This window comes from Arthrobacter sp. EpRS71 (genome assembly GCF_001512285.1).
Taxonomy (GTDB): Bacteria; Actinomycetota; Actinomycetes; order Actinomycetales; family Micrococcaceae; genus Arthrobacter.
Map to the genome: position 1 here is coordinate 258,877 of NZ_LNUV01000003.1, position 17,191 is coordinate 276,067.

The 17,191-nt window shown below is 63.5% G+C and carries 12 protein-coding genes; 4 read left to right on the forward strand and 8 right to left on the reverse strand.

The genetic code is table 11. The features are described from left to right. Positions 1-92: 92 nt before the first annotated feature. The gene (locus AR689_RS04080) at positions 93-1,712 is read right to left on the reverse strand and encodes a glycoside hydrolase family 32 protein (RefSeq protein ID WP_062067153.1); all 1,620 of its coding nucleotides are present in this window, start codon (positions 1,710-1,712) and stop codon (positions 93-95) included. A gap of 90 nt (positions 1,713-1,802) precedes the next feature. Then, positions 1,803-3,401 carry a glycoside hydrolase family 68 protein gene (locus tag AR689_RS04085; protein WP_062067156.1) on the reverse strand — a complete coding sequence of 533 codons (1,599 nt, stop codon included), beginning with the start codon at positions 3,399-3,401 and terminating at the stop codon, positions 1,803-1,805. Between AR689_RS04085 and AR689_RS04090 the strand changes: the two genes are divergently transcribed. After that, a complete protein-coding gene (locus AR689_RS04090; protein WP_156424527.1) occupies positions 3,400-3,612 on the forward strand; it encodes a hypothetical protein in 213 nt (70 codons plus the stop codon). The two genes, AR689_RS04085 and AR689_RS04090, sit on opposite strands and share 2 nt — an antisense overlap. A gap of 306 nt (positions 3,613-3,918) precedes the next feature. Here AR689_RS04090 and AR689_RS04095 read toward each other — a convergent pair whose 3' ends face one another. Continuing rightward, positions 3,919-4,719, reverse strand: coding sequence for a purine-nucleoside phosphorylase (locus tag AR689_RS04095; RefSeq protein WP_197412803.1), 801 nt, complete (start codon positions 4,717-4,719; stop codon positions 3,919-3,921). Positions 4,720-4,840: 121 nt separating this feature from the next. Here AR689_RS04095 and AR689_RS04100 point away from each other — a divergent pair, with 121 nt between their 5' ends. Beyond that, positions 4,841-6,250 (forward strand): NAD(P)H-quinone dehydrogenase, encoded by a 1,410-nt coding sequence (locus AR689_RS04100; protein WP_062068590.1) that lies wholly within the window; start codon positions 4,841-4,843, stop codon positions 6,248-6,250. A gap of 109 nt (positions 6,251-6,359) precedes the next feature. On the opposite strand, the gene AR689_RS04105 is transcribed toward AR689_RS04100, so the two are convergent. Together AR689_RS04105 and AR689_RS04110 are read right to left on the reverse strand one after the other, a co-directional pair. After that, positions 6,360-7,688, reverse strand: a complete 1,329-nt coding sequence (locus AR689_RS04105; protein WP_082697789.1) for an MFS transporter — start codon at positions 7,686-7,688, stop codon at positions 6,360-6,362. A gap of 29 nt (positions 7,689-7,717) precedes the next feature. Continuing rightward, entirely contained in the window at positions 7,718-9,133 is a 1,416-nt protein-coding gene (locus AR689_RS04110) for a M20 family metallopeptidase (RefSeq protein ID WP_062067165.1), read from the reverse strand. Between the two features lie 119 nt (positions 9,134-9,252). On the opposite strand from AR689_RS04110, the gene AR689_RS04115 reads away from it, so the two are divergent. Beyond that, positions 9,253-10,149: a LysR family transcriptional regulator gene (locus AR689_RS04115; RefSeq protein WP_062067182.1), complete on the forward strand. Its 897-nt coding sequence runs from the start codon at positions 9,253-9,255 to the stop codon at positions 10,147-10,149. A 107-nt stretch (positions 10,150-10,256) separates the two neighbouring features. On the opposite strand, the gene AR689_RS04120 is transcribed toward AR689_RS04115, so the two are convergent. Genes AR689_RS04120 through AR689_RS04130 form a run of 3 tightly spaced genes read right to left on the reverse strand, consistent with a single transcriptional unit; the run spans position 10,257 to position 15,436 of the window. Next, on the reverse strand, positions 10,257-11,819 hold the full coding sequence (locus AR689_RS04120) for an FAD-dependent oxidoreductase (RefSeq protein ID WP_062067185.1): 1,563 nt from the start codon (positions 11,817-11,819) through the stop codon (positions 10,257-10,259). Continuing rightward, the gene (locus tag AR689_RS04125) at positions 11,816-14,029 is read right to left on the reverse strand and encodes a molybdopterin oxidoreductase family protein (protein WP_062067187.1); all 2,214 of its coding nucleotides are present in this window, start codon (positions 14,027-14,029) and stop codon (positions 11,816-11,818) included. The genes AR689_RS04120 and AR689_RS04125 overlap by 4 nt, the downstream gene beginning before the upstream one ends. Further along, positions 14,030-15,436 carry an MFS transporter gene (locus AR689_RS04130; protein WP_062067191.1) on the reverse strand — a complete coding sequence of 469 codons (1,407 nt, stop codon included), beginning with the start codon at positions 15,434-15,436 and terminating at the stop codon, positions 14,030-14,032. 294 nt (positions 15,437-15,730) lie between these two features. Here AR689_RS04130 and AR689_RS04135 point away from each other — a divergent pair, with 294 nt between their 5' ends. Further along, positions 15,731-17,140 (forward strand): MFS transporter, encoded by a 1,410-nt coding sequence (locus tag AR689_RS04135; RefSeq protein WP_062067194.1) that lies wholly within the window; start codon positions 15,731-15,733, stop codon positions 17,138-17,140. Positions 17,141-17,191 lie beyond the last annotated feature (51 nt).

Sequence of the window (17,191 nt, forward strand, 5' to 3'; positions counted from 1 at the left end):
CTATCCTCAATGAGACCTCCGCGGGCAACGAGGGGTGGGATCCCGCCCCTATGAGTGGTCGTAAAGGGTGAGATCCCGCCCCTCGGCAGGCCTTAAAGAGTGCGGGAAGTAACACTGAAATCCGTGTCGCCGTCAATGCTGAACGCAGAGGCCCCCACATGGTCCCAGCCCGGGAAGAACGTCTCCGAAAGAACCGCAGCTCCATCCCCGGCGAAGACTTCCACCGAGGACGAATCCAAGAGAACAGTCAGATGGACCTTGCTCCCGGGAGAGGGCAGGGCCACCTCATGAAAGGGGCTGAACTTCGCGGAGAAATTACGGGTTCCGGCTTGTGAACGGTCCACCCTGACGATGCCTGATTCCTTGGCATAGGAGATGCGCAGTCCGGGGTCGGAGCCGGATGATTGACGGAGGAGAACGCCTGCTTCGCGCGCGGACGTGAGGTCCAGGTCCAGCTCGATCAACTGGGTGCGTCCCTGGAAGTCCTGGCCCAAGTCTGTGGGTGAGGAACCGACGGTGAGGTTTTTGCTCCTCAGCTCACCGGAGCGTTCCATCGTTTCCCGTGCCACGCCGGCTATCGCGGACCGCAACGCATACCGCTTCCCACCCTTGACCAAGGTGAGTTCACGGGGAATTGCCATGGAGCCGCGCCACGGCGTGGTGGGCACATCCTGGGCGTAGTCCCAGTTGCCCATCCACCCCAGGAGGACGGGTTTGCCGCCGGGCGCGCCGGAGATGGAGTTCGCGGCGTAATAGTCGGCGCCGTGGTCCAGCCACTGGGATTCGGTGAGGGGCGCGTCGGGAGCTGCAGCGTTTTCGGCAGTGAAGTGCGTTCCGTCGAATTCGCCCACGAAGTACTGCATGCCCGAGCCGCCCGCAATGCCCCCGGGGTTAATGCTCAGGAGCATCACCCACTTCTTGGCCGTGGAGTCCGCCACGTCCATGTGGATGAGCTCCGGCACTTCCCAGAGGCCTCCCTGGGCGCCAACGCCGGAGAAGTCGCTCAGGAATTCCCAGCGGAGGAGGTCCGTGGACCTGAACAACTTGACCACTTGGGCGTCGGCCACCACGGTGGTCATCACCCAGTAGCGGCCTGGCTCGTACCAGGTGATTTTGGGGTCGCGGAAGTTGTTGTTGGTGGGCGCGAGGTTGAGGACCGGGTTGGCATGGTACTTCTGCCATGAGGTCCCGTTATCAAGACTGAAAGCCACAGATTGGGCTTGCGAGCCTCCGGGCAGCACACCGTTCTTTCCGTAGGCGCTGGTGTAGAGGGCCACCATGGGAGGATTTTCCGCCGAACCGAGTCCCGAGGCGTTGTTCTTGTCCACCACGATGCAGCCGGAGAAAATTTCTTCCTCGGGGCTTGCCTCCATGGCTACGGGCTGCTGCTCCCAGTGGATCAAATCCTGGCTGGTGGAGTGGCCCCAGGACATGTTGCCCCACGAGTTCCCACGGGGGTTGTACTGGTAGAAGGCGTGATAGGTGCCGTCGTGATAAACGAGGCCGTTGGGATCATTGAGCCAGTTCTTCTCCGCCGTCAGGTGAGCTGCGGGCCGCCAGGGATCCGACGGGGACGGGCGGTGGCCGCCCGGGGCGGGGACCGGCGTCGGGCTTTCAGCCTGTGTGCAGGACGTTGCGGTGAAGGTGACCACGACGGCGGCACTTGCGGCCAGCATCTGGCGGCGCGAAAGGTGGGGGTTGGGAAAAGTCATGGGGAAGATCCTGGGGTTGGGGTGGCAGGGGTGCCGGTCCTCGCGGGATCGGTCACCCCTGCCATGGCCTCATGGCCGGGGTGTTCCTGCTTACTTGTAGAGGCCTTCGCCGCCAACACGGACGTTGGTGGGAAGGTAGCCGAACGGCCCAAGGCCGTTATGGCCGAAGCTGCGGTCCACCTGAGTCACTCCGCCCTGAAAGTTCATTTTCACGGTGGGTGACAGGGAGCCGCCGCGGACGCCGTCCACGTTGTCGATGAATGACTGGACGAGCCCACCTGGTTGGACGTAGTGCGAGTACGCCTGGAACTGCCGGCCGTTCTGGCGCGGGTCCGGACCTTCCGGTGCGTTCGCCGGCATGTTCAGGTCCGTGGGGGAGCCCAGGGCCAGGCCGCTGTTGTTGACCGGCTGGTAGTCGGAGCGGACACCGTTGCCGACGAAGCCGTAGACGCCGTCCGGGCCGCGCATTCCATCTGCATACGTGAACTGGTGGCTGATGGTGAACAGGTAGTACTTGTTCTTGCCGTTCTCGTTCTGGATGAAGATCTGCGGACGCTCAGTCTGATCGTTCACGCAATTGGCGGAGAGGATCGGAGGCAGGAAGCTCCACTTGGTGAGGTCCTTGTTGTCCGCGACGGCGAGCCCCACGTTGGCAGTCTGGTACCAGGCGCCGGTGCTGTTGACCTGGGCCAGGGTCTCGGCATTGGGGTCGCCCGGGGCATAGCCGAGGTCTTCCTGCTTGCACTTGTAGGAGCCGCGGGTGCCGCCGGTGTTGCCTTCGAAGACCATGAAAGTCTTGCCCGGATGGGCGGGGTCCGCGAAGGTGTACGGGTCACGGAAAGCGAAGCCGGGGTTCTGCGCTTTGTTCTGGTACAGCTTTCCGTCCGGTTCCAGCAGTTTGGTGTGCTGGAAGCCGTCGAAGGTCACGCCGTCCTTGGTGGCATGGATGGTGCCCAGCGCCTTGGCTATTGCGGCGTCCGGGGCGATACCTCCGCCGCCCGCATTCCGCTCGGCGACGTCGTAAAACGTGGTGGCCGTGTAGAACACGTTGATCTTGTTGCCCTGCATGAGGCGCGTGGAACCTGACCATTCCGTGTTCCCGATGGACGTGTTGTCCAGGAACAGGTGTCCGCCGTAGTTCCATTTGTCCTTGGCGGGATCGGCGTTGGTCTTGCGGAAGAAGTAGCCGATCCTGGCGTTCCAGTGGCGCTGGTCGAAGCCATAGCCGGCGTTCCGGTCGGCAACCAGGGAGAAGATGACGTCCCAGCCCTTGTAGCTGATCTGGTTGGCGTTCTCATCCGTCAGGGACCACGTGTCCCAAACCCAGACGTCGTCGTTCATGGCAGGGAAGTCCTTGGGGATCTCCGGCATGGTGACGTTGGGGCTCATGGAGTTCTGTCCCGGGGCAACGTTGGGGTTGCTCTGGGCCATGATCTGCTTGGCGTCGGCTCGCGTCCACTTGGACGTGAAGTCTGCCGCGGGATCATAGGCCTGCTGCGTGTGGGTGGTCGGCAGCGGGAAGCCGGGCGTGGGTGCCGGCATGGTGCTCGACGGCGGGTCGGCCGGCAGGTTGGCCTGCGCGGCAGGCGTCACCAGCAGGATGCTGCCGGCCACGCCGGCCGCTGCTGCGAGGGCTACTGCCTGTCGCAGCCGGCGGCGCGGCGGTTGAGGGGTTAAGTGCGTGTTCATGCTTGCTCTTCTCGCGGAGTTGGACTTCGTGGAGTGGGGCGCATGCCCTGAACCCTTGGTGGGGTTCTCTACTCAGGCGTCCATCGAGCCGCTCAAGGCGTCACCGAGGGACGCCATTGTTTTCGAGGTGCGGGGGAGCTTTACAGCTGTCCGCCGCGGTGGCTCCGGCACGTCGACTTACCGGGGCACTCTCCACGCTGACACGTGTTAGGTCTCAGATCAAAGGGAGTTTCGTGGGCCTCCAGGGCTACTCCCGAGTACGTGCGCAAGCGCTTACATTGTCAACGTGCGCGCGTGGCATTTTTGGGCAGGACGGGTCAAATGTTTCGACGCACATCAGATTTATCCTGTGCGTTTAATTCCACGACACGGTTGTTAGCGCGCACCTTTAAACTGTGCTGCGGGGTCACTTAAATGACACTGCGGGGCCACCGGTGAGGGTGGCCCCGCAGTGTTGATGGGAAGCAATGCTGATGGGAAGCACTTAGCTGGGAAAGTGCCGCGCTGGTGAAGTCGACTAGAGTTTGGCGATGATTTCGGCCAGAAGCTTGGAGATCCGCTTGCCTGCTGCATGTCCGGCTTCCAGGACTTCCGCGTGGCTCAAAGGGACCGGGCTGATACCGGCTGCCAAGTTGGTTACCAGGGAGATGCCAAAAACTTCCATCCCTGCATGGCGGCCGGCGATTGCCTCCAGCGCCGTGGACATGCCCACCAGGTCGGCCCCGATCCGCTTGGCGTACTGAACCTCTGCCGGTGTCTCGTAGTGAGGGCCTGTGAACTGCGCGTACACGCCTTCCTGCAGCGACGGATCCACGTCGCGGGCGAGGTCTCGGATCCGTGAGGAGTAGAGGTCGGTGAGGTCAACGAACGTTGCGCCTTCAAGAGGCGAGGTAGCAGTGAGGTTGATGTGGTCGCTGATGAGCACGGGGGTGCCCGGGGTCCAGTCCTCATTGAGTCCGCCACAGCCGTTGGTAAGGACCAGTGTCTTGCATCCGGCGGCCGCAGCGGTGCGCACGCCGTGGACTACCGACCGGACACCGCGGCCCTCGTAGTAGTGCGTCCGGGCACCGAGGACCAGGGCCCGCTTGCCCTCCTTGGTGAGGACGGAGCGGATGGTGCCCACGTGGCCCACCACCGCCGGCTTATGGAAACCGGGAACCTCGGATGCGTTCAGGGTGGCGGTGGTTTCCCCGATCAGATCGGCGGCTTCCGCCCACCCGGATCCGAGCACCAGTGCTACGTCATGGGACTCGACGCCGGTCTCCGCGGCGATGAAGTCTGCGGCGGCTTTCGCGGCCTCGAAAGGGTCAGTGTTCATCAGCTCAGTGTTACTCACTGGTACAAGCTACCTTGCAGCTGCTGGACTTTGGTAGGGATGGAGCCTGGGTGAGGTTCGGCTGGGTGGCAACCGGCGGGGCAATGAGTGAGAATTGAGGATTGTGACCACCCAAGTTGACTTCAGTGCCCCCCGTATCGCGATCCTGGGAGGTGGTCCCGGCGGATATGAAGCTGCCATGGTGGCCGCCTCACTCGGCGCGCACGTCACGATCATCGAGCGGGCAGGCCTCGGCGGCTCCGCGGTGCTGACCGACGTCGTGCCTTCCAAAACCCTTATTGCCACCGCCGACCTCATGACGCGCGTTGGTGAGGCGGACGAGCTCGGCGTGAAGTTCGACGGCGACGGTACGGCTTCCAAGCCCCGCGCGGACCTCAAGCACATCAACGATCGCGTGCTGAACCTTGCCCACGGACAGTCCGAGGACATCCGGGCCGGTCTTGAGCGATTGGGCGTGGAGATCGTCATCGGTTCGGGCAAACTTCTGGACAACAACACCATCGAAGTTCTCACCATTGATGGCACCCGCACCATCGATGCCGACGCCATCCTTCTGGCCGTCGGTGCCCACCCGCGTGAACTCCCCACGGCCAAGCCCGACGGCGAACGCATCCTCAACTGGGCCCAGATCTACAACCTGGACGAACTTCCCGAGGAACTTATTGTTGTCGGTTCGGGCGTGACCGGTGCCGAGTTCGCATCCGCGTACAACGGCCTGGGCTCCAAGGTCACCCTGATCTCCAGCCGTGACCAGGTCCTCCCTGGCGAGGACACCGACGCCGCCAAGTTACTTGAAGGCGTTTTCGAGCGTCGCGGCGTCAACGTTCTGTCCAAGTCCCGCGCCAACGCAGTGGAGCGAACGGACGACGGCGTGAAGGTCACCTTGGGTGACGGTTCGGTCGTGACAGGTTCGCACTGCCTCGTGTGTGTGGGTTCCATCCCCAACACTGCCGGCATCGGCCTTGAAGAAGCCGGCGTGACCCTCACGGAGTCCGGGCACATCAAGGTGGACGGTGTTTCCCGCACCACCGCCCCCAACATTTACGCTGCCGGCGACTGCACGGGCGTCTTCGCCCTGGCATCCGTTGCAGCCATGCAGGGCCGCATCGCGATCGCACACTTCATGGGCGATGGGGTGAAGCCGCTGAAGCTCAACCAAGTGGCCTCCAACATCTTTACGTCCCCCGAGATCGCCTCAGTGGGCGTCTCCGAAGCTGACCTCGCGTCCGGCAAGTACCAGGGTGACGTGGTGATGCTGTCCCTGCTCAGCAATGCCCGCGCCAAGATGCGCAACACCAAGGATGGCTTCGTGAAGATCATCGCCCGCAAGGGATCCGGCACCGTGATCGGTGGCGTGGTGGTTGGGCCGAACGCCTCCGAGCTCATCTTCCCGATCTCCGTGGCCGTGACCCAGAAGCTCCACGTGGACGATGTAGCCAGCGCCTTCACGGTGTATCCGTCGCTCACTGGCTCCATCTCGGAGGCTGCGCGGCGCCTGCACGTGCACATGTAGCTTCCCCACCCAGCACAGACGCCCGTTTCGGGGGTTGGCTGCTGATGATGCCGTGCGCACGGCACGTTCAGCAGGGAACCCCCGAAGCGGGCGTTTCTGCTGCCAGGACTTAGCGGATGCCCCTGAATCTGAGCCCCGCTCCCAGCGCCACCAGGCTCAGACAGGCCAGGATGGCCAGGTAGTAGGCAGGAGCTACGTCCTGTCCTGTGATCTCGATCAGGTAGGCCGCGATCATGGGAGTGAAACCACCGAAGGCGGCCACGGAAGCGTTGTAGCTGAAGGACAATCCCGTTGCCCGGGACCGGGCATCGAAGGCATCCGACATGACCGAGGGCAGCGCCCCAAAGTAGGCCGCCTTCAGGCACCCGAGGATGGTCATGGTGGTAGCCAGCACCAGGAATGACCTCCCGGCGGTGAGCCACAGGAACAGCGGAATCACCATCAGCGCGGTCAGTATCGCCGTGGGGATCATGATTCGCAGGCGTCCAAACTTGTCCGAGAGATGTCCCACCACCGGTGTGCCGAAGGTGAGGATGACGCCTGTGATGACCAGGCAGCTAAAGGAAGCCGACGGGTCGAGCCCCAGCTGTTTGATGCCGTAGGTGGGCATGTATTGCAGGATGAAGTTTACGGCCGTGGAGATGGCAAGGGCCCCGGCGGCAATGAAGATCCCCAGTTTTTGAGTCTTGAAAACATCCAGGATGGGGGATGTTGTGGCCCCGGTATCGCCGCTCCGCACGATCGGTGCTTCATCCACATGCTTCCGGATGAAGTAGCCCGCCGGGCCGACCAACAGCCCGAAAATGAACGGGATGCGCCAGCCCCAGTCACTCATGTCTGATGCGGACAGCAAAGAGGTGAGGACGGCGACGAAGATGGCCGCCATGAGCGATCCCAAGCCCTGGCTGGCGAATTGGAAACTCCCCAGAAAGCCCTTGCGCTTGGAGTCCTGGGCGATGAGGAACGATGTCGCGGCCCCAAACTCCCCACCGGCTGAGAATCCCTGGACCAGGCGGGCAAGGATGATGCCGATTGGAGCGAGCATCCCAATCTGGTCGTAGCCGGGCATGAAGGCGATCATCGCGGTGCCGATCACCATCAGGCGGATGGTCAGCATGAGTCCCTTCTTGAGCCCCTTCCGATCGGCGTAGGAGCCGAGGATCAGGCCGCCGAGGGGGCGTATCAGGTAGGAGGCTCCAAAGACGGCAAAGGCTTGGATCAGTTCCACTGCCGGGTTGTCAGCCGGAAAGAAGTTGCGGCCGATGTAGATGGCAAGCAGGGCATAGATACCCATGTCGAACCACTCCAGGGCGTTGCCTACCGTCGCGGCAGCGATCCCTCGCGTAGTGGATTTCCTGGACTGAGGGCGTTCAACGTCGTCGTTGACGCCAACCGGTGCCGGCTGCTGGGCAGGATCGGCGTTGGGTGTTGTTTTCATGGTGTTCCCTCGATGGTAGCTAGTGCCATTCAGGCGTGGGCGGCTGTGAGGTTGTGTGCGGGGACCGGAACCTGGGTTCGGCCTAGATCGTGGAAGAGTCCGCACGCGATCTTCAAGCCTTCGCGTGCGATGGATTCGAGCATGTGTTCGTTGGGAGCGTGCTGGAGGCAGCCGGGGTAGGAGTGCGGGATCCAGAGTGTAGGCAGCCCCAGAATGTCCTCGAACACGTGGTTGGGCAGGGAGCCGCCGATGTTGGGCAGGATCGCCGGTGCCGTGCCCGTGGTCTCCGCGATGGACTGGCTGGCCCACGCAACCCAGGGATTGTCCGGATCCAACCTGCTGGCAGGAAAGACCGTGGTGAGGCGTGCTTTGACCATGCCAAAGCCCATGGCATCCAAATGATCCTGAAGCCGGCTCTCCAAGCTGTTGGTCTCTGTCCCGGTGACGAATCGAAGTTGCAGGATTGCCCGCGCGGTTCCGGGAATGGCATTGACGGGGTTGTCCACGTCTGCGGCTCCGAGGGCCAGGACTTCCAGGGTGTTCCAGCCGTAGACGCGCTCAGCGGCGCTAAGGCTGGCATCGCCCCATCCCTCATCAACGGGCGGGTCTTCGCGGCCGGGCACAACCCGGACATTGGCCAAGGCGCGCCGTACAGAGTCCGGCAGGGACTGCGGGAGCAGCCCGGGGAGCTGAACCCGCCCATGACCGTCCACCAATGTGCCAATGGCCGCGGCCAGGGTGGTTGCGGGGTTCCTGATGAGTCCGCCCCAATTTCCCGAGTGATAGGAACTCGGCCGAAGGGCGGCAGTCAACTCGAAGCTTGCGCCGCCGCGGGCGCCCAGGAAGATCGTTGGAGTATGGGCGTTGAGGCGGGGGCCGTCGGAGGCGATGAAGACGTCAGCGGAGAGCCGGTCCTGATGTGCTGCCGCGAACCCGGCCAGTTTGGGTGAGCCAATCTCTTCGCCGCATTCGAACAGAAATTTGAGGTTGAAGCCAAGCTTGCCCTGGTGGGCGAGCAGTAGCCGGAGGGCGGCCAGATTCAGCAGGTGCTGGCCTTTGTTGTCAGCTGTGCCCCGTCCATACCAGTGACCGTCGTCAACGGAAACTTCCCACGGATTGCGGCCAGCTGCCCACTGTCCCTCATGACCGTCCACAACATCTGCGTGTCCGTAGCAAAGGACCGTGGGGAGCCTGGGGTCTTCCAGCCGGGTGCCCAGCAGGAACGAGTTTTCGCTCCCGTCCCATCTGTCCCAACGCTCCACACTGCACCCCATATCCTGCAACGACCGGGTCAGAATGTCCTCCAGATATGCATTCAATGCATCTCTTCCTTCAGGCCTGCCACTCTCGCTCGGGTAAGCGACCGCTGTGCTCAGCTCCTTGAGAAAGGCTCCAGAGGTGATGTGCTCATCAGCAGCAGCAAGGATTTCAGTGCGAAGGTTCATATTTTGCTTCCTCGAATCGTGGTGGCTAACTCCGACTCTAGATGTGGCCTGACTCACTAACCAGTATTCTTTTCTCAACAAGCTTTGACTTGAATGCAAACCGAAAGGAAGTGTGCGACGTGCAGCTATTGCCAACATCGCTGATCTATTTCCGCGAAGTCGCCGGCACCGGATCCATCACTGAGGCCGCAGAAATCCTCCACGTCTCGCCATCAGCCATCAGTCGTCAAATGAGCAAACTGGAATCCTCGGCCGGAGCTCCGCTGTTCCTCAGGCACCCGCGGGGCATGATGCTTACCGAGGCCGGGCGATTGCTCTTGGCCCACGCCCGCAGAAGCGAACTCGAAGGGGAATCGTTGCTTCAGGAACTGCGGGATACAGAGTCCCGGCGTACCAGCGTCATCAAGGTCGCCAGTGCGGAGGGGCTGGCTCATTGCAGGGTGCCTGCGGCCATTGCCGCGATGGTTGCCAGCTATAGCGACGTTGTGTTCAACCTTGTAGTTGTCCCTTCGGCAGAGGCCACACGTCAGGTGATCGAGGGCAAAGCTGATATTGCCGCAGTGTTTGCCCTCGGGCCCCAGCGCGATGTCACTGTGGAGTTCTCTTTGCCTGCTCCAGCCTTGGCGGCAGTCACTCGCGATCATCGGCTGGCAGTCCGGGAGTCAGTGTCTCTCCAAGAGTTGTGCGAGGAGAGGCTCGCGCTTCCGGGACGAGGGATTACCCAGCGTGAACTCTTCGACATCGCTGTCCAGCGGGAAGGACTAAGCCCGGAGATCGTCTTGGAAACGGATCAGGTGGGACCAATCCTGGCTTTTGCCCGCAGCGGAGCGGGCGTGGCGCTGATGAGCAGGTTCACCGTGCCGGCACGGGAAGACGCGGGCCTTGTGTTCATCCCTGTGGACAATACGGTCTTCCTTCAGCGGGAAGGACAAATCCAGACCATGGCCGGGCGCCGTAAGTCAGCCCTGGTCACTGCGTTCGCTTCGGCATTGGCGGACGAACTCCTGGCTGAGTAGAGCTGCTCAGCAAGGGGATCCCCGGCAACGAGTTCGCGGGAAGCCCGCGAGCACACAGGGAAACTTTCCACGATCCCGCAGCTTTCCCGCGAACTGAGCGAGCTACGCTAGGCAGCAGCCGCTTGGAAGTGCTTCTCGATGATCCCCCTGATGTCCTCATGGCACCCTCCGCAGCCCGTCCCGGCGCGGGTGGCCTTGGATACTTCACCCACGGTGCTGCAGCCCTCAACCACGGAATCCTCAATACTGGCCGCACTCACGCCGGCGCACCGGCACACGGTCCGCTGGGGATCGTTGCTGGTGGCCCCGGCGTCGAGTTGGTCCGGACCATCCAACCGCAGGAGCAGTGACCGGTCCGCGGGCAGCTCCGAGGTCCGCTCAAAGAGCACCACCAGCTCAGCAGCAGTCCGTGGCATGCCCACGGCTACCAGGCCTTCCAGGACTCCGCCACGGGTGGTCATCTTCACATAGCGTCCGTGTTCGGGGTCGGCCCACTGGGAGATTTGCCGGCGGGGTCGCCCGGGGACGGCGCCGGCTTCCAACATCTCCTCGTCCCAGGGGTCGGCTTGGTTGTCGCCTGCCACGGCCAGGTTGATGCCGCGGGCCTTCAGAACCACGACGCCCGGCTTCTCCTGGGGCAGGGGGTCACGTGCGTCCGCGGCGTCCTGGCCATCCCGCGCCAGGACCACGAGGTACTCGGCCAGCCACTCGGCCTGTCGCCAGCCCGGACCGACCAGCCCCGAAGGACCGGAGGCATTCCGGCAGTCAACGCATGCAGCGTCAGGGCAGCGCACTTCAGCGCAGTCGCCGATCGCGAACATGTGGGGCTCGTGATACGTGCGGAGATGATGATCCACCAGAATGCCGGAAGCAACAGGAAGTCCACACCCCTCTGCCAATTCGAGCCGCGGCCGGACACCACAGGACAACACCAGAAGGTCGCCGTCGATCGCGGAGCCGTCATCCAGCAGCAAGGCTGAGAAGCTGCCGCCAGGTCCGGCAGTTTCAACGCCGGTGGAACGTGCGTTGCCGGCCATCCGGACCCCGCCCGCCCTCAAACTGTTGGTGAGAACAGCGCCGCTTCCGCGGTCGATGCTGCGTCCCAGAGGGAACGGCCCGTTGTGGACCACGGTGGCCTGTGCGCCTTCTTCGGCCGCGGCGAGGGCGGTCTCCAGGCCCAGCACGCCGCCACCCAACACCACCACGCGCTTTCCATCAGCTACGGCGGAACGGAGTACTGCGGCATCTTTGAGATCACGCAGAGTGGTGACGCCAGCAGGGAGCACAGGCCCGGCGGGGTCGGGGTTAAGGCCCGTCAGGTTGGGGATCACGGGACGGGATCCGGTGGCGAACACCAGCCGGTCATAGTGTTCAGTGGTGCCGTCGGAGAGGACTACATGCTGGCGGGCGCGGTCGATCCTCTTGACCTTGACGCCCAAGCGCACACTCACCCCGTCGGCTTCCAATGCGGCGGCGTCAGCCATGGCCAGAGCCCCGGCCGTGGTGCGCCCGACGCCAAGCTCGGCAACCATCACACGGTTATACGCGGCCTCGGTTTCCTGGCCCACCACCAGCAGCTGCACCAGTCCGGTGCGGACGGCGGGCAGGAGTTCGTCCACCAGACGGGCAGCCACGGGGCCGAATCCAACAACAACAATGCGCTCGCTCATGATGCCTCCTTGACGTGCACTGGCAGCCCGGCCATGGCCGGATTTCTCGAAGAAGCCGAGGGAGCGTCCTGCGCAGCAACTGCCTTCCGGACCCACACCCGGCTGGTCTTGAACTCCGGCATGCCGGAAATGGGATCTGTGGCCGCTTCCGTGAGTCGGTTCGCGTTTTCCTGGCCGGGGAAGTGGAACGGCAGGAAGACGGTGTCCGGACGGACCGACGTGCTGAGCTCGGCACGGCAGAGCACTTCGCCGCGCTCGTTGGTGACCGTGGCGTAGTCGCCATCGGTAATGCCGCGGGTAGCCGCCGTGCCGGGGTGAATGAGGAGCCGGGCCTGTGGCTGAGATGCGAGGAGTTCGCTCACGCGCCGGGTCTGTGCGCCGGATTGGTAGTGCTCCAGAAGCCTGCCGGTTGCCAGGGCCAACGAATCGTCAGCAAAGGAACGCACGGCACGCTTGGACGGAGTCACCGGAACCATCACGGCGCGGCCATCAGCATGGGCGAAGCCGTCAGCGAAGAGCCGAGGGGTGCCGCTGCTGCCCACAGGGTACGGCCAATAAGCAGCCTCACCGCGGTCCAGCATGGCGTAGTCGATGCCTGAGTAATCGGCCAGACCACCGGCAGAGGCCAGGCGCAGCTCTTCGAAAACCGTCTCGGGATCATCGCTGAACGTGGAGGGCGCTTCAAGGAGCTCAGCCAGCCGGGCCATGAGCCACAGCTCGCTGCGCACGCCCGGGGGAGGAGTGAGTGCACGTCGGCGACGGATCACGCGGCCCTCAAGATTGGTGAGCGTACCTTCCTCTTCGGCCCATTGCGTCACCGGCAACACCAGGTCCGCTTCAGCCGCTGTCTCGGACATGAAGAAGTCGCACACCACCAGGAAGTCAAGGCTGCGGAGTCCTTGGATCACTGCGTTGGTATCTGGCGCCGACACCACCACATTGGCGCCGTGGACGAAAAGGCAGCGGACGCCGTCGGGCTGTCCGAGGGACTTGAGAAGTTCGACGGCGGGGAGGCCGGGTCCGGGGATCAGCGACTCGTCGATGCCCCATACTCCGGCGACGTGGGCACGGGCAGCGGGGTCGGTGATCTTGCGGTAGCCCGGGAGCTGATCGGCCTTTTGTCCGTGTTCGCGGCCGCCTTGGCCGTTGCCCTGTCCTGTGAGCGTGCCATAGCCGCTGCGGGCCGAGCCGGGCAGGCCCAGGAGGAGGCTGAGATTGATGGCGGCGGTGGCCGTGTCCGTGCCGTCAACGTGTTGTTCCACGCCGCGGCCGCTGAGGATATAGCTGCCACCGTTGCGGGCGCCTTGGGCCAAGCGGCGGGCGGTTTCGCGAATCAGCGGTGCGGGCACGCCAGTGATCGACTGGACGCGTTCCGGCCAAAAGGAGGACAGGCTGCGGACCACGGCGGCATAGCCGCTGGTGTGAGCGGCGATGTAGGAGGCGTCGGCCAAGCCTTCATGCACCACCACATGGCTGATCCCCAAAAGAAGCGCCAAATCGGTGCCGGGCGTCGGCTGCAGGTGGAGGCCGCCGCCGTCGGACGTGAACGCAGCAGTAGCCGAGCGGCGGGGGTCCACCACGATCAGTCCGCCGGCATCCCGTGCGCCTTGCAGGTGCTGGACGAACGGAGGCATGGTCTCGGCAACGTTGGATCCAAGCATGAGGATCACGGACGCGGTGTCCAGGTCCGTGACAGGGAAAGGGAGCCCCCTGTCGACGCCGAAAGCACGGTTGCCGGCAGCTGCGGCCGACGACATGCAGAAGCGGCCGTTGTAGTCGATCCGCGAGGTGCGCAGTGCGAGGCGGGCGAACTTCCCCAGCAAGTATGCCTTTTCGTTGGTGAGGCCGCCGCCGCCGAACACTCCCACGGCGTCCTTCCCGTACTGCTGTTGGGTGTCCTTCACCGCTGAGGTGATCAGCATGAGGGCCTGGTCCCAGGAGATCGGCTGGTGGACGCCGTCGGACCCTTTGAGCATCGGCTCGGTGACCCGGCCGCTGTGACGCAACAACGACGCCGATGTCCAGCCTTTGCGGCACAGCCCGCCCCGGTTGGTGGGGAAGTCGCGTCCGGAAACCTCCAGGGGCGCGGCCGGTGCTGCGTCAGTTGCTGGCACTGCCGATGTCCTTTCCACGGCAGGTGCAGCCGGGGTCAGCGTCATGGCGCACTGGAGTGCGCAGTAGGGGCAGTGGGTATCGGCGCCGTTGGGCATCTAGATGTGTCCGATCGTGTTGCGCTTCTGTGCGGGGCGAATGTAGATCACCCAGCAGACGGTGAGCATGAGGACGTAGGCTCCGACGAATCCGTAGAACGCCGGGGTGTAGGAGCCGCTGGCCGAGTTTGAAGCGTTGAGTACCTGAGGGATGACGAAGCCGCCGTAGGCGCCGATCGCGGAGATCAGGCCCAGCGAGGAAGAAGCGAGCCGTGCAGTGGTGGCACTCGGGGCACCTGAACGGGCTGCCCGGCTGGAGGTTGCGAAGATGACCGGGATCATGCGGTACGTTGCGCCGTTTCCGAAGCCGCTGGCCAGGAAGAGCAGCAGGAACAGGGTGAGGAAGAGCCAGAAGTTCTTCAGGGGCAGCGTCCAGATCATGGTCAAGGTGATGACGGCCATGGAGGCGAAGGAGGCGATGGTCATGCGGGCGCCGCCCATGCGGTCGGCCATGCGTCCGCCGTAGGGACGGGCCAGGGAGCCGATCAGCGGGCCGAGGAAGGCGAGCGAGAGTGCCACAGCGCCGACGTGGATGGAGGAGAAGTCCGGGAAGTAATCCTTGATCAGCTTGGGGAAGACACCTGCGAAGCCGATGAACGAACCGAACGTTCCAATGTAGAGGAACGCCATGATCCACAGGTGCGGTTCCTTGAGGGCGGCCAGGGAACCGGCCACATCGCCCTTGGCGCTGGTGAGGTTGTTCATGTATTTGTACGCGCCGAAGGCGGCGATGATGATCAACGGGATCCAGATGATGCCGGCCATGGGCAAGTTGACGGTCCCGGCTGCCAGGAGCGTGATGGCGATGGGCACAACAAGCTGCGCGACGGCGGCACCGAGGTTTCCGCCGGCTGCGTTCAGGCCCAGCGCCCAACCCTTTTCCCGGGCGGGGTAGAAGAAGGTGATGTTGGCCATGGAGCTGGCGAAGTTGCCGCCACCGAAGCCTGCGAGTGCGGCCATGAGGAGCATGACACCGAAGGGCGTCTCCGGGTTGGAGACGCATAGCGCCAACCCGGTGGTGGGGATCAGCAGCAGCAGCGCGGAGACGATGGTCCAGTTCCGGCCGCCGAACTTGGGAACCATGAAGGTGTAGGGGATGCGGAGCGTGGCGCCCACGAGGCTGGGGATGGAGATGAGCCAGAAGATCTGGTTGGTGTCGAACGTGAAGCCTGCTGCGGGAAGCTGGACCACCACGATGGACCACAGCTGCCAGACGACGAAGCCGAGGAATTCGGCGAAGATGGACCAATTGAGATTGCGCTTGGCGATGGACCGGCCTTCGGACTCCCATTGGCCCTTGTCTTCGGCATCCCAGTTGGCGATCCAGCGGCCGGGGCGGTGTTCAAGGGTGGAAGTGGCAGTGGACTGGACGGGAGCCAGTGCATCTGCGGTGCGGTCAACAGTCACGGAAGTGCCTCCTTGGTGGGGACGTTGTTCTTCCAAGGTAGGTTTGGCGCATTTCGTGGACGGTCGCCGTTTGTAAACGCCCTGTGACATTTCCCTATCGGCGGGGTCACCGGCGCGTGAGGCCGTGGTGAGGTAATGTGGCGCGGACCACAAGGTGAGATTTTCTTGTGCGTCCGCATGTTGGACTTGGTTGTCCAGTCAATGGACACCGGGAACTATTATTGAACTCTCGAATAATCCTTCGCCGGGTAGGCTCTCGGGGCTTCGGCCGGCGTGAAAGAAAGCTGCAAACACATGTCTTCCACCGCACCATCCAAGGAAGGCGAGTCCACTAAGCCAGTGAACTCGCGGGGCAAGGTGATCTTCGCGAGCCTGATCGGCACGACGATCGAGTTCTACGACTTCTACGCCTATGCCACCGCGTCGGTACTCGTCTTCCCGAAGCTTTTCTTCCCGGACGCCACAGACATCAATGCGCTGCTCAGTGCGTTCGCCATCTTCGGTGTTGCCTTCTTCGCGCGGCCCATTGGCGCTGTGGTCTTCGGCCACTTCGGTGACAAGATCGGCCGCAAGGGCACCCTGGTGGCATCGCTGCTGACCATGGGTATTGCAACGTTCCTCATCGGCCTCCTGCCCACGGCCTCCATGCCGGGGTGGGCCATCCTCGCCCCGATCATGCTGGTGATCCTGCGCTTCTTCCAAGGCCTGGCCCTGGGTGGAGAATGGTCCGGCGCGGCATTGCTCGCCACGGAGAACGCCCCCGAAGGCAAGCGCGCCATCTACGGAACGTTCCCGCAGCTGGGTGCTCCCATCGGCTTCATCATCGCCAACGTCATCTTCATCTGGATGAACGTCTCCCTGAGTGCCGAAGAATTCCTGGCCTGGGGCTGGAGGGTTCCCTTCATCCTCAGCGCCGTGCTGGTCATCGTGGGACTTTACGTACGCCTGAAGCTGGTGGAGAGCGCCTCCTTCACCAAGGTCATCGAGCAGGAAAAGGTCCAGAAGGTTCCCCTCGCGGCAACCCTCAAGAGCCACTGGCGCCCCGTGGTAGCAGGCACCTTCATCATGTTCGCCACCTACGTGCTCTTCTACATCATGACCACGTTCACCCTGTCCTACGGCACCAAGCCCACGCTGGCCGGCGCTCAGGCCGCCGCTGAGAAGGCCGGAAAGCCCATGACGGCAGACCAGATCGCCGCGTTTGTCCCCGGCTTGGGAATTACGCGCTCCGACTTCCTTTGGATGCTGATCATCGGCGTCGTCTTCTTCGGCATCTTCACCGTGGTCTCCGGACCGCTCGCCGAGAAGTGGGGCCGACGCAAGTTCCTGCTGGGCGTCACCGCTGGCATCTTCGTGTTCGGTGCGCTCTGGTTCACCATGTTCGGACCCGGCCAGGCAGCAGCCATGGTTGGACTCATTGTGGGTTTCACGCTCATGGGCCTCACCTTCGGACCCATGGCTGCCATCCTTCCCGAGCTGTTCCCGGCCAACGTCCGCTACACCGGGTCGGCGGTTGCTTACAACCTGTCCTCGATGATCGGCGCGGCACCCGCATCGTTCGTGGCCATTGCGCTCTGGTCTGCAGCCAACGGCAGCACCTGGCTGGTGGGCGCCTACATGGCCGCCGCCGCTGTGGTGACGTTCATCGCCCTCTGGCTGACACGCGAAACCAAGGACATGGACTACGAAAACAACGTCGCCTAAGTAGCTCACGTACGACGTCGGCCCCGCACCAAACGGTGCGGGGCCGACGTC

What these genes read in the sequence shown, in the direction of transcription:
- AR689_RS04120 (WP_062067185.1), bottom strand. Translation starts at nt 11,819, where the DNA reads ATGAGCGAGCGCATTGTTGTTGTTGGATTCGGCCCCGTGGCTGCCCGT.
- AR689_RS04110 (WP_062067165.1), bottom strand. Translation starts at nt 9,133, where the DNA reads ATGAACCTTCGCACTGAAATCCTTGCTGCTGCTGATGAGCACATCACC.
- AR689_RS04090 (WP_156424527.1), top strand. Translation starts at nt 3,400, where the DNA reads ATGCTTGCTCTTCTCGCGGAGTTGGACTTCGTGGAGTGGGGCGCATGC.
- AR689_RS04105 (WP_082697789.1), bottom strand. Translation starts at nt 7,688, where the DNA reads ATGAAAACAACACCCAACGCCGATCCTGCCCAGCAGCCGGCACCGGTT.
- AR689_RS04125 (WP_062067187.1), bottom strand. Translation starts at nt 14,029, where the DNA reads ATGCCCAACGGCGCCGATACCCACTGCCCCTACTGCGCACTCCAGTGC.
- AR689_RS04085 (WP_062067156.1), bottom strand. Translation starts at nt 3,401, where the DNA reads ATGAACACGCACTTAACCCCTCAACCGCCGCGCCGCCGGCTGCGACAG.
- AR689_RS04095 (WP_197412803.1), bottom strand. Translation starts at nt 4,719, where the DNA reads ATGAACACTGACCCTTTCGAGGCCGCGAAAGCCGCCGCAGACTTCATC.
- AR689_RS04135 (WP_062067194.1), top strand. Translation starts at nt 15,731, where the DNA reads ATGTCTTCCACCGCACCATCCAAGGAAGGCGAGTCCACTAAGCCAGTG.
- AR689_RS04080 (WP_062067153.1), bottom strand. Translation starts at nt 1,712, where the DNA reads ATGACTTTTCCCAACCCCCACCTTTCGCGCCGCCAGATGCTGGCCGCA.